This window comes from Xanthomonas nasturtii, from assembly GCF_001660815.1.
GTDB lineage: Bacteria > Pseudomonadota > Gammaproteobacteria > Xanthomonadales > Xanthomonadaceae > Xanthomonas > Xanthomonas nasturtii.
In genome coordinates this window covers 24,653-37,720 of sequence record NZ_LYMI01000038.1, presented here as the reverse complement: position 1 = coordinate 37,720, position 13,068 = coordinate 24,653, and the positions used below count along the sequence as shown (strand labels likewise).

The 13,068-nt window shown below is 63.0% G+C and carries 9 protein-coding genes, 1 tRNA gene and 1 pseudogene; all 11 read right to left on the bottom strand.

Annotated elements, in window-relative coordinates:
- A pseudogene (locus tag A7D16_RS21715) lies at window positions 1-160 on the bottom strand (IS5/IS1182 family transposase); the annotation flags it as partial.
- A gap of 282 nt (window positions 161-442) precedes the next feature.
- Window positions 443-2,557, bottom strand: coding sequence for a polyribonucleotide nucleotidyltransferase (pnp, locus tag A7D16_RS14465; RefSeq protein WP_064633861.1), 2,115 nt, complete (start codon window positions 2,555-2,557; stop codon window positions 443-445).
- Window positions 2,558-2,726: 169 nt separating this feature from the next.
- Entirely contained in the window at window positions 2,727-2,987 is a 261-nt protein-coding gene (gene rpsO, locus A7D16_RS14460; RefSeq protein ID WP_005991399.1) for a 30S ribosomal protein S15, read from the bottom strand.
- Window positions 2,988-3,143: 156 nt separating this feature from the next.
- The gene (gene truB / locus A7D16_RS14455; protein ID WP_064633859.1) at window positions 3,144-4,070 is read right to left on the bottom strand and encodes a tRNA pseudouridine(55) synthase TruB; all 927 of its coding nucleotides are present in this window, start codon (window positions 4,068-4,070) and stop codon (window positions 3,144-3,146) included.
- Between the two features lie 79 nt (window positions 4,071-4,149).
- A complete protein-coding gene (gene rbfA / locus A7D16_RS14450; protein WP_064633858.1) occupies window positions 4,150-4,542 on the bottom strand; it encodes a 30S ribosome-binding factor RbfA in 393 nt (130 codons plus the stop codon).
- Between the two features lie 116 nt (window positions 4,543-4,658).
- On the bottom strand, window positions 4,659-7,370 hold the full coding sequence (infB, locus tag A7D16_RS14445) for a translation initiation factor IF-2 (protein ID WP_064633857.1): 2,712 nt from the start codon (window positions 7,368-7,370) through the stop codon (window positions 4,659-4,661).
- Window positions 7,371-7,465: 95 nt separating this feature from the next.
- A complete protein-coding gene (nusA, locus tag A7D16_RS14440; protein ID WP_064633856.1) occupies window positions 7,466-8,977 on the bottom strand; it encodes a transcription termination factor NusA in 1,512 nt (503 codons plus the stop codon).
- A gap of 4 nt (window positions 8,978-8,981) precedes the next feature.
- Window positions 8,982-9,572, bottom strand: a complete 591-nt coding sequence (gene rimP, locus A7D16_RS14435; protein ID WP_064633853.1) for a ribosome maturation factor RimP — start codon at window positions 9,570-9,572, stop codon at window positions 8,982-8,984.
- A 197-nt stretch (window positions 9,573-9,769) separates the two neighbouring features.
- Window positions 9,770-9,846: transfer RNA gene (locus tag A7D16_RS14430), tRNA-Met, on the bottom strand.
- A 203-nt stretch (window positions 9,847-10,049) separates the two neighbouring features.
- Window positions 10,050-11,510, bottom strand: coding sequence for an NADH-quinone oxidoreductase subunit NuoN (nuoN, locus tag A7D16_RS14425; protein WP_064633851.1), 1,461 nt, complete (start codon window positions 11,508-11,510; stop codon window positions 10,050-10,052).
- Between the two features lie 36 nt (window positions 11,511-11,546).
- Window positions 11,547-13,049, bottom strand: a complete 1,503-nt coding sequence (locus tag A7D16_RS14420; protein ID WP_064633850.1) for an NADH-quinone oxidoreductase subunit M — start codon at window positions 13,047-13,049, stop codon at window positions 11,547-11,549.
- Window positions 13,050-13,068: the final 19 nt, after the last annotated feature.

Here is a 13,068-nt window from a genome sequence, read left to right as displayed (position 1 = left end):
TGGCCGGCAATCGTGGCGATAGCGCCTGCTCCAACGCACTCCACGGCAGCCGATGGCTTAGTTGAACCAGTGGATGGCGCAGGTCGATCTGGTTTTCCAGACGCGAACGAAACAACTCATCGGCAGGTAAGTGATCGGCAGCGGGACGGCGTGTGCGCATGGGCGAAAACTGCCAGAAACCAGTGCGTACATTAACGAAAACTGGCAGTTCCAGCACGCCGAAAACGCGGGGGACGCCCTGCAATGGATGTGGTTTGGGGGTTTTTCAGGGGCGACCACTTACATTTCGAACATCACAAGGCTTTGCACGTACCCTCATCCGCCCCTTTGGGGCACCTTTTCCCGCAGGGAGAAGGAATCAAGCGCACAACAAAAAAGCGGGCCGAAGCCCGCTCTTTCGTCATGCATCACGCGTCACGCGTGATGCATCAGCCAACAGCGATTACTCGGCCGAAGCCGGCACGCCCTCGCCTTCTTCCACTGCCTTGATCGACAGACGGATACGGCCCTGCTTGTCCACTTCCAGCACCTTGACGCGCACCAGATCGCCTTCCTTCAGCTTGTCGCCGACCTTCTCCACGCGCTCGCTGGAAATCTGCGAGACGTGCACCAGGCCATCCTTGCCCGGCAGGATGGTGACGAACGCGCCGAAGTCCATGATCTTGGCGACCTTGCCTTCGTAGATGCGGCCCGGCTCCACGTCCGAGGTGATCTGCTCGATACGCGACTTGGCAGCTTGCGCGGCGATCGCGTTGACCGAGGCGATGATGATCGTGCCGTCGTCCTGGATGTCGATCTGCGTACCGGTTTCCTTGGTGATCGCCTGGATGGTCGAGCCACCCTTGCCGATCACTTCGCGGATCTTGTCCGGGTGGATCTTGATGGTCAGCAGGCGCGGCGCGTAGTCGCTCAGTTCCTGACGCGGGGTGGTCAGGGCATGCGCCATCTCGCCCAGGATGTGCAGACGGCCGGCCTTGGCCTGCTGCAATGCCTGCTTCATGATCTCTTCGGTGATGCCTTCGATCTTGATATCCATCTGCAGCGCGGACACGCCTTCGGCGGTACCGGCCACCTTGAAGTCCATGTCGCCGAGGTGATCTTCGTCACCCAGGATGTCGGAGAGCACGACAAAGTCGTTGCCTTCCTTCACCAGACCCATCGCGATACCTGCGACCGGCGCCTTGATCGGCACACCGGCATCCATCAGCGCCAACGAGCTGCCGCAGACCGATGCCATCGACGAGGAACCGTTCGATTCGGTGATTTCCGAGACCACGCGGATGGTGTACGGGAATTCTTCCAGACTCGGCATCACGGCGAGCACGCCGCGCTTGGCCAGACGGCCGTGGCCGATTTCGCGGCGCTTCGGCGCACCGAAACGACCACACTCGCCCACCGAGTACGGAGGGAAGTTGTAGTGGAACAGGAAGTTCTCTTTGTACTCGCCCGAGACGGCGTCGATGACCTGACCGTCGCGTGCGGTGCCGAGCGTGGTGATCACGATCGCCTGCGTTTCGCCACGGGTGAACAGTGCCGAGCCGTGGGTACGCGGCAACACGCCGGCCTTGGCGCTGATCGGGCGCACGGTATCCAGTGCACGGCCGTCGATACGCACCTTGGTGCTCAGCACCGAGCCACGCATGGTCTGGTATTCCAGCTCGCCGAATTCCTTGGCCAGATCACCGGAAGCCCAGCCTTCGATCGTGGCACGCGGCGCCAGCGAACCCAGCACGTCCTTCTTGATGGCCGAAATCGCATCGCGGCGCTGCAGCTTGTCACGCACCTGGAAAGCCGACGCGAGCTGCTCGCCCACCGCTTCCTTCAGCGCGGCGATCATGCCCTCGTTCTTCGCCGGGGCCACCCAATCGGACGGCTTGGTGCCGGCTTCGACGGTCAGCTCGTTGATGATATTGATGACCTTCTGCATCTCGCGATGGCCGAACGTCACTGCGCCCAGCATCACTTCTTCCGACAGCAGCTCGGCTTCGGACTCGACCATCAGCACCGCATTTGCGGTACCGGCCACGACCAGCTCCAGCTGCGAATCCTTCAGCTCGGTCACGGTCGGGTTGAGGATGTATTCGCCATTCTTGTAACCGACCTTCGCCGCAGCGATCGGGCCGTTGAACGGGGTGCCGGCCAGCGACAGCGCGGCCGATGCACCGATCAGCGCGGCGATATCGCCGTCGATGTCCGGGTTCATCGACATCACGGTGGCGATGATCTGCACTTCGTTCTTGTAGTCCTCCGGGAACAGCGGACGGATCGGGCGATCGATCAGGCGCGAGATCAACGTTTCCTTCTCGGTCGCGCGTCCTTCGCGCTTGAAGAAGCCGCCCGGGATGCGGCCGCCGGCGTAGAACTTCTCCTGATAATCGACCGTCAGGGGGAAGAAGTCCTGCCCTTCGCGCGCGCTCTTGGCGGCGACGGCGGTGACCAGCAGTACGGTGTCGTCGAACTTGACGATGACGGCGCCGCCTGCCTGGCGAGCGATTTCGCCCGTCTCAAGAGTGACGGTGTGCTTGCCGTACTGGAAGGTTTTGGTGATTTTTGCCACGGAGGTTTTTTCCCTTAGGTGTTGCTGTCTGCGTTGGACCGTCGTCGACCCATGCCGAGAACGGGCGGCCGGGAGGCTCCGGCCCAAGAATGCGTGTTGCCAGTAACGTAGTGCGATTGACCAAAAACAAAACCGCGGCGCATCGCTGCGCCGCGGCGGTAAGACTCGATTAGCGGCGCAGGCCGAGCTTCTCGATCAAGGACTTGTAACGATCGTTGTCCTTCTTCTTCAGGTAGTCGAGCAGGCTGCGACGACGGTTGACCATCTGCAGCAGGCCACGACGGCTGTGGTGATCCTTCTTGTGGGTCTTGAAGTGACCGGTCAGCAGCTCGATGCGCGCGGTCAGCAGAGCGACCTGCACTTCCGGCGAACCGGTGTCCTGGGCGCTGCGCTTGTTGTCTTCAATAACTTTCTGGGTGTCGACAGACATGATGTTTTCTCGATAGATGCGTGGTCGACAGGAACGTGCATGACGCACCGCCGGACTCGCCGTTTGCTCAGGATGAGCGCGCTTGGCGCTGAGGTGCCCCGATCGGGGCCGCGAAATTGTACCGTCGCGCGGCCCAGGGAACAAGTTGACAAAATCTTAACAGCCCGAATTTTCGTTCAGACCATTGAACAAGCGCTGCGGCGACAGGCGCCCGTCCGCATCCACCAGGCCCAGGCCCGAAGGGCTTCCGTCGGGTCCGAACACGGCCACCTGGCCCACCGGAAACGCAGCATCGCGCAAGCGTTGCCCCATGCGGAAACGGGCCGCATGGGTCTGATCGAGCACAATCCGCGCAAAATCGACCAGGCCGGCTTCGATCGGCAGCAATAGATCCCGCGGCTCGGTGCCCGCGTCCAGCGCTGCCGACAGTGCCTCCAGCGTGATCATCTGCGGAGCGCGAAACGGCTCCACCCACAGCCGGCGCAGCGATGCGATGTGCGCGCCGCAACCCAGCACCTCGCCCAGATCGCGCGCCAGGCTACGGATATAGGTGCCCGAGCCGCAGGTCACCCGCAGTTGCAGACGCGGCGCGTTGTAACCGAGCACCTCGATCGCCTGCACATCGACCTCGCGCACCGGCGCCTCGATCACCTCGCCACGCCGGGCCTTGGCATACAGCGGCTCGCCGCCCTGCTTGAGCGCGGAATAGATCGGCGCCTGCTGTTGAATGCGACCGATAAACGAAGCCAAGGCCGCGCGCAATGCGTCTTCGCTCAGCGCAGGCACCACACGCTCGCGCAGCGGCTCGCCATCGGCGTCGTCGGTATCGGTGGTGACGCCCAGTACCACCTCGGCGTCGTACGCCTTGGCCGAACCAAGCAGCAAGCCGGCAATCTTGGTCGCCTCGCCCAGGCACAACGGCAGCAAGCCGGTGGCCAGCGGGTCCAGGCTGCCGGTGTGGCCGCCCTTTTCCGCACGCAATAACCGGCGCGCGGCCTGCAACGCAGTGTTGGAACTGAGCCCGGCCGGCTTGTCCAGCAACAGGATGCCGTGCAACGGGCGATAGACGATGCGGGGTTTCAAAAGATCGGTGCTCGAATCGGGCGCCGTGGGCGCCCGCGGGAATCAGGGCCGCAGCAGAGGCGGCAGGCCGTCACAGCGCTTAGCGCTGTTCGGGATCTTCGTCGCTGGATGCGGCCTCGGGGCCAATGTCGTCCAGGTCACGCAGCAGGTTGTCGATGCGCTCGCCGCGATCGACCGAATCGTCGTAATGGAAGTGCAGCTCGGGCACATGACGCAGCTTCATCGCGCGTGCCAACTGCGTGCGCAGCTGCCCGGCGATTTCCTTGAGCCCCTTGACCGCTTCGACCGAGCGTTCCTGTTGCAGCGCGGTGACGAACACCTTGGCATGCGCCAGGTCCCGAGTGATTTCGACATCGGAAACGCTGACCGACGGCAAGCCGTGGTCGCGCACGGCCGCGTGCACAATCGTGCCGAGGTCGCGACGCACCTGCGCAGCGACGCGGTCGGTGCGATGGAATGATTTGGTTGGCATGGCCTGGAACCTTTTGGTTCAGGACCCGGAACCGGAGACCGGGAACCCGGAAGAGCAAGCGCCTTCGCTTTCGCTTCTCCCGGGTTCCCGGTCCCCGGTCCCGGGTCCCGTCTTCGTTACAGCGTGCGGGCGACTTCGATACGCTCGAAGCACTCGATCTGGTCGCCGGCCTTGACGTCGTTGTAGGCCTTCACGCCGATACCGCATTCGGTACCGTTGCGCACTTCGTCGACGTTTTCCTTGAAGCGACGCAGCGATTCCAGCTCGCCCTCGAACACCACGACGCTGTCGCGGAGCACGCGGATCGGCTTGCTGCGCTTCACCACACCTTCGATGATCATGCAGCCTGCAACCGCGCCGAACTTGGAGCTGCGGAACACATCGCGGACCTGCGCAATACCGATGATCTCTTCGCGGATTTCCACACCGAGCAGACCGGACGCCACCTGCTTCACCTGGTCGATCACGTCATAGATGATCGAGAAGTAACGCAGATCGATACCGTTGGACTCGACGATCTTGCGCGCCGAAGCATCTGCACGCACGTTGAAGCCGATGATCGTGGCCTTGGAAGCCGCCGCCGAATTCGCATCGGATTCGGTAATGCCGCCCACGCCGGAGTGGATCACGTTGATGCGGATGTCGTCGTTGGACAACGCCACCAGCGACTGCTTGAGCGCTTCCACCGAACCCTGCACGTCGGCCTTGATCACCAGGTTCAACACCTGCTGACCATCACCCTTGCCCATCTGGGCCAGGATGTCTTCCATGCGGTTGCTGGCCGAGGCGACCAGACGCGACTCGCGGCGCTTGGTTTCGCGCTGCTGCGCCACGTCCTTGGCCAGACGCTCGTCGTCGACGACCACGAAGTCGTCGCCGGCTTCCGGCACGCCGGACAAGCCGAGCACCTGCACCGGAATCGACGGGCCCGCCGAGGCCGGCTGATGGCCGGTTTCGTCGAACAGCGCACGCACGCGGCCGTACTGAATGCCGCACACCAGGTAGTCGCCACGCTTCAGCGCACCCTGCTGCACCAGCACCGTCGCGACCGGGCCGCGGCCCTTGTCCAGCGAGGATTCGATGACGGTACCGCTGGCGCGGCCATCGGCCACTGCCTTGAGTTCCAGCACTTCGGCCTGCAGCGAAATCGCATCCAGCAGCGTGTCCACACCGGTACCGAGCTTGGCCGACACTTCGATGAACTGGGTGTCGCCACCGAAGTCTTCGGCCACCACGTTTTCGGCCAGCAGCTCGTTCTTGACCCGCAGCGGATCCGCGCCGGCCTTGTCGATCTTGTTGACTGCCACGATCAACGGAACGCCTGCCGCCTTGGCATGCGCCACCGCTTCCTTGGTCTGCGGCATCACCCCATCGTCTGCTGCAACGACCAGCACCACGATGTCGGTGATCTTGGCGCCGCGGGCACGCATCGAGGTAAACGCGGCATGGCCGGGCGTATCCAGGAAGCTGATGACGCCGCGGTTGGTTTCGACGTGGTAGGCACCGATGTGCTGGGTGATGCCGCCGGCTTCACCCGAAGCGATCTTGGTGCGACGAATGTAATCCAGCAGCGAGGTCTTGCCGTGATCGACGTGACCCATGATGGTGACCACCGGCGGACGCGAGGTGGTGTCGCCCTGCGCGTCTTCGGCATGCGCCAGCAGCGCGTCCTCGAAGTCGGCATTGTCGGCACGCACAGCCTTGTGGCCGAGTTCTTCGGTCACCAGCGAGGCGGTGTCGTGATCGATGCTCTGGGTGATGGTCGCCATGACGCCCATCTTGAACAGCGCCTTGACCACGTCGCCGCCCTTGAGCGCGAGCTTCTGCGCCAGGTCTGCAACGGTAATGGTCTCGCCGATCGCCACTTCACGCACCACTGGCGCGGTAGGACGTTCGAACCCGTGCGGCCCGCTGTTGGACTGATTACCACGGCCGTTGTCGTTGCCACGGCGCGAGGACGACGAACCGGGACGACCGGTCGGCTTGCCACGCACATTGGAACGACGCGCGCGATCGGCCGCGGACAGATGCAACTGCCCGGCGAAGCGCTTGGTCGCATCGTCGTCTTCGACACCGGCGACCATGACGTGCGAACCGCGCGTCTTGTGCTTGGCGGCATTGTTGTTACGGTCGTCCGGACGTGCCGGCGTTGCCGGACGCGAGGCCGGCGATGCGCCTGCCGGACGGGACGGACGCGGCGCGGAGGGTGACGACGGCGCGCGTGCAGCAGGCGCTGCTGCAGACGGCGTCGGCGCGGCAGCCACCGGGGCCGGCGCACTGGCAGCCGCAGTGGCTTCCTCGGCAGCCTTGCGCTCGGCTTCTGCACGATCCTTGGCAGCCTGCTCTTCTTCGCGCTTGCGTTGAATCGCTTCGTCGCGCACGCGGTCGCTTTCGGCCAGCGCCTGCTGCTCGTCGAGATTGCGCTGACGCGAGGCGGCGAGCTTGGCCAGGATGTCTGCGCGCTCCTCGTCCGGCGTCATCGGCGCGGCGCGGCCGCTGCCCTCGTTTTCGGATTTCACGTAGGTGCGCTTCTGCCGCACTTCCACGTTGACCGTGGTCTTGGTGCGACCGGCACTGACCGTCACTTCCTGCAGCTTGCGCCGATTGAGTGTGATCTTCTTGGCTGCTTCGCTCGCCGCTTCGGCGGGCGTGTCGGCCTTGCCATGCGTGCGACGCAGGAAGCCAAGCAGTTTCATCTTCTCGGTGCTGGTCACGACCTGGTCGGGACCGCTGAACTTCATTCCGGCCTCGGCCAGTTGAACCAGCAGTTTATCGACCGGCGTATTGACCAGTTCGGCAAGCTTGCGGATGGTGGTTTGCTGCGACATTCGGATCCTATGATCTGGTTGGCGCCCCCTCGCCCAGAGCAAGGGAAGCGCTGATTCTAAGCCCTGATGGGGTCAGGGCGCGGTTCATTGCCGGCTCATTCGCCGCGCTCCAAACGGGCGATCTCCTCGGCGCGGGCTGCCAGGATCAGCGCGGCGGCGCGCTCCTGGGTCAGACCCTCGATGCCGAAGTCGACGATCTCGTCCGCGGCCAGGTCCGACAAGTCCTCGCTGGTGCGCACGCCGTGCTCGGCCAGAGCAAAGGCCGTCTCCTCGTCCATCCCCTCCAGCGCCAGCAGGTCCTCGGTGGGCTGAGTTCCTTCCAGGCCTTCCTCTTCGGCCAGCGCGGCGTTGAGCAACGCATCGCGGGCACGGGCGCGCAGTTCTTCGACGATGTCTTCGTCGAAGCCTTCCACCGCCAGCAACTCGCCGACCGGCACGTAGGCGATTTCTTCGACCGTGCTGAAGCCTTCGGACACCAGGATTGCGGAAATTTCTTCGTCCACTTCCAGGCGATCCATGAACAGCTGGCGCGCTGCTGCCTGCTCGGCCTCGGACTTGGCGGCCACCTGGTCGGCGGTCATCACGTTGAGCTGCCACCCGGTCAGGCGGCTGGCCAGACGCACGTTCTGGCCGCCCTTGCCGATCGCCTGGGCCAGGCGGTCTTCTGCCACGGCCAGATCCATCGAGTGCTTGTCTTCATCGACGATGATCGACTGCACTTCGGCCGGCGCCATCGCATTGATCACGAAATTGGCCGGGTTCTCGTTCCACAACACGATATCCACGCGCTCGCCATTGAGCTCGTTGGACACCGCCTGCACGCGTGAACCGCGCATGCCGATGCACGCGCCGATGGGATCGGTGCGGGTGTCGTGTGCAATCACCGCAATCTTGGCACGGTCGCCCGGATCGCGTGCGCAGGCCTTGATCTCGACCAGGCCCTGGCCCACTTCCGGCACTTCGAGCTTGAACAGTTCGATCATGAATTCCGGCGCGGCGCGGCTGATGAACAGCTGCGGGCCACGCGGCTCGGAACGCACTTCGGCCAGATAACCGCGCACGCGGTCGCCCGGGCGCAACACGTCGCGCGGAATGCCCTTGTCCTTCGGAATGAAGGCTTCGGCATTGCCGCCCAGGTCCACAAAGATGTTGCCGCGCTCTGCGCGCTTGACCACACCGGTGATCAGCTCGCCCACGCGATCGTTCCACGCATCCACCACCTGCTGACGCTCGGCCTCGCGCACACGCTGCACGATCACCTGCTTGGCGGCCTGCGCGGCGATACGACCGAAGTCGGGGTTTTCAATCTGTTCTTCGATGTAGTCGCCCACATCCACGCCGTCGGCTTCCTCGATGGCATCCATCAGACGCACCTGGCGGTCCGGCGATTCCATCACTACATCGTCGGCCACCACTTCCCAACGACGGTAGGTTTCGTAGTTACCGTCCTTGTGATCGATGGTGACGCGTGCCAGCACGTCCTGGTCGGGATAGCGCTTCTTCGCTGCGGAAGCCAGCGCGGCCTCGATCGCATCGAAGATCACTTCGCGCGGCACGCCTTTCTCGTTGGCGACCGCATCCACTACCAGCAAAAGTTCCTTGCTCATTTCGTCACTCCGCGCGCGGCTTGCCAGCCGCCGACTCGTTGGATGGTTTCTTCTTCTCGTGCCCGGGTTTTTTCGGGCCGGGCTTATTCGGTTTCTGCGGTGCCAGGCCCAACGCGACCCAGTCGGGCAGAATGCGCGCCTTGTCGATATTGTCGAAGGCGATCTGCACGTCCTTGCCATCGACCGCAAACACTACGGCGCCGGCCTCGGCATCGATGCGCAGGATCGGGCCCTGGAAGCGGCGCCGACCGTCCTGGGCCAGCTTCAATACGATCTTTGCGGATTCGCCGGCATGGCGCGCGAACTGTTCCAGCGTGAACAGCGGACGGTCCACACCCGGCGAAGAGACTTCCAGGGTGTAGTTGCCGCTGATCGGGTCTTCGACATCGAGCTGGGCCGACACTTCACGGCTCACACGCTCGCAGTCGTCGACGTTGATGACACGCTCGGGCTGCTCGGCCAGCGGCACATCGATGTACAGGCGCAATGTGGCGCCACCTGGGGCAGGAAGATATTCCACGCCCAGCAGTTCCAAGCCCAGGGACTCAACCGTTGGACTCAGCAGATTCGCGATTTCGGTCGCTTTTTCGCTCACAGACTGCCCTGATCAGATGATTGCCAGTAGAACCCCGGCAACCGGCAGCAAACTTTCCGGTTCCGGAAAAAACAAGGGGCCCGATGGGCCCCTTGCGTGAAAAAAGCCCGACCTCTCAGGGTCGGCGTAAAGACGGGAACATGCGTCTTTACGATCCAAGAAGTTGAATTACTGCGATAAAGCAACAATTCGAAACTTGGTAGCGGGGGCAGGATTTGAACCTGCGACCTTCGGGTTATGAGCCCGACGAGCTGCCAGACTGCTCCACCCCGCAGCAGAAGCGGAATTATGAAGAACTTGAGCGGCAATTGCAAGCCCTAGTTTTTCATCTGTTGAACAGCGTGGCGGCTGTTCAACGTCGCGGCGAATGATAACCGCAATGCAACAAAAACGAAATAGTAAATGCAGCTTTATTTTAGTCCAGTGCCGCACACGTGGCGTGGAGCACCGCCAGACCTAGGACCGGTCTGCCTTCACTTAAGCAAGGCCGGCGAATGCGCGCTGGCACCACACCATGATCGGGCTCCAGGCCAGGCCAAGGGCCAGCAAGGCCAGCGCATTGACGCCAAGCACGGCGCCCAGCACGCGGTCGTTGTTGGCCGGCAAAGGCTCGCCCACCGGCTCGTCGAAGTACATGACCTTGATGACACGCAGGTAGTAGTACGCACCGATCACAGCGCAAATCACGCCGACCAGCGCCAGCCACAACATGTCGCCCTTCACCGCCGCACCCAGCACTGCCAGCTTGGTCCAGAAGCCAAGGAACGGCGGGATGCCTGCAAGCGAGGCCATGATGCACAGCACCAGCCCTGCCATCCACGGGTTACGCGCATTGAGTCCCTTGAAGTCGTCGATGTTCTCCGCCTCGAACCCATTGCGCGACAGCGCGATGATGGCGCCGAACGACGCGGTGGACATGATGGTGTAGCTGACCGCGTAGAACATTGCCGCCGCATAGCCTTCTTCGCCACCGCCGGCAACGCCCATCAGCAGGAAGCCGATGTGCGAAACGGTCGAGTACGCGAGCATGCGCTTTAGATTGCTCTGCGCAATGGCCATCAGGTTGCCCACCACCAACGACAGTGCCGACAGACCGCCGATCAGCAGATGCCACTGTGGCGACAGCGGCCCCATGCCGACTTCCAGCAGGCGATACGCCATACCGAACGCCGCGAGCTTGGGCGCCGAACTGATGAACAGCGCGATCGGCGCAGGCGCGCCCTGGTACACGTCGGGCAGCCACATATGGAACGGCGCAGCGCCCAGCTTGAAGGCGACGCCGGCGATCATGAAGATGGTGCCGGTCAGCAACAGCGTGCGCTCGTTGGAGCCCTCGATCGCATCGTGGATGCCGGCCAGGCTGAGCGTACCGGTAGCGCCGTAAACCAGCGACATGCCGTACAACAGCAGACCCGATGCCAGCGAACCGAGCACGAAATACTTCATTGCCGCTTCGGTGGCCAGACCATTGTCGCGGTTGGATGCGACCAGCGCGTAGGAGCACAGCGCAAGCAGCTCAAGACCCAGATAAACCATCAGCAGGCTACCGGCCGACGCCAGCAGCATCATGCCGGCGGTGGCGAACAGCACCAACACCGGAATTTCGCCCTGGTAGAGATTGCGCTCGCGCAGGTAAGTCCAGCCATAGACCAGGCTCAGCCCGCTGACCAGCACGATCACGGTCTTCATGACATCGGCCGCAGTGTCGCGAACGAACATGCCGTTGAAGATGTCGCCCTGCCCGCCCGTGCCGGTCGCCAGCAACACCAGCACCACGGCAAGGACGGCAACGGAGAACAGGTGGGTCCAGACCTTGTTCCGCTGGCTCACGAACAGGTCGAGCATCAGCAGTGCGAAGGCGCCGCCGATCAGCACCAGCTCCGGTACGAGCGGAGCCAAGTCAGCGGTGGTCAACGGCGCGAGCGTTGGCGTGGTCATCATCAAATCCTGAAAATCAAAACGTACGGCAAGCGGTCAAAGCTTGGTCGCGGCAATCTGGGTAGCCAGCTTGGCGATCGATGGTTCCATCAGATCGGTCAGCGGCTTCGGATACAGGCCCAGGGCCAGCACGCCGGCAGCGAACACCCCCAGGACGAATGCTTCACGGCCATTGATGTCCTTCAGCTCGGCCACGTGTGCGTTGGCCACTTCACCGAAGAACACGCGCTTGTAGAGCCACAGCGTGTAAGCGGCGGTGATCACCAGCGTGGTCGCCGCAGCGAAGGCAACCAAGGGATGCTTCTGGAAGCTGGCCAGGATCACCATGAATTCGCCAACGAAGCCGCTGGTGCCAGGCAGGCCGGCATTGGCCATGAAGAACAGCATGGCGAAGGTGGCGAACCACGGCATCACGTTTACCACGCCGCCGTAGTCGGCGATGCGACGGGTGTGCATGCGGTCGTAGAGCACGCCGATGCAGGAGAACATCGCACCGGACACGAAGCCGTGCGAAATCATCTGCACCATCGCACCCTGCAGGCCGAGGCGCGCAGCGTCGGTGCTGCCGTACTCGCGCACCAGGGTGAAGGCGATGAACGTACCGAGCGTGACGAAGCCCATGTGCGCGATGGACGAATACGCCACCAGCTTCTTCATGTCTTCCTGCACCAGCGCCACCAGGCCGACATAGACCACCGCGATCAGCGACAGCGCGATGACCAGCCAGGCGAACTCGTGGCTGGCGTCCGGCACGATCGGCAGATTGAAACGCAGGAAACCGTAGCCGCCGATCTTCAGCGCGATCGCCGCCAGGATCACCGAACCGGCGGTCGGCGCCTCGACGTGGGCATCCGGCAACCAGGTGTGCACCGGGAACATCGGCACCTTGACCGCAAACGCGATCAGGAACGCGAAGAAGATCCAGGTCTGTTCCTTTGCGGTGAGCTGCAGCGCATACAGGTCTGCCAGCTGGAAGCTGCCACCCTTCAGATACAGATACACCAGGCCGACCAGCATCAGCACCGAGCCGAGGAAGGTGTACAGGAAGAACTTCATCGCCGCGTAGATGCGCCGCGGGCCGCCCCAGACACCGATGATCAGGAACATCGGGATCAGCATGGCTTCGAAGAACACGTAGAACAACATCGCGTCGGTGGCGGCAAAGATGCCGACCGTGACGCCTTCCAGAATCAGGAAGGCGGCGACGTATTGATTGACGCGCTTGTCGATCGAGCGCCAGGCACCGATCAGGGCGAGCACCGTCACCAGCGTGGTCAGCACGATCAACGCGACCGCAATGCCATCCACGCCCAGGTTGTAGCCGATGTTGTAGGCCGGGATCCATGCGTGCAGTTCGATGAACTGCAGGGCGTCATTGGCGGTGTCGTAGCCCAGCAGCGGCAGACTCAGCGCAAAGGTCGCCACCGCCACCGCCAACGATGCCCACCGGGCGGTTTCGGCGTTGCGTAACGCAAGGATCAGGGCGCCGCCGATAATCGGCAGCCAGATCAAGATAGACAGTAAAGGCCAGTTCGACACGTTTTCTTATTCCGTACAG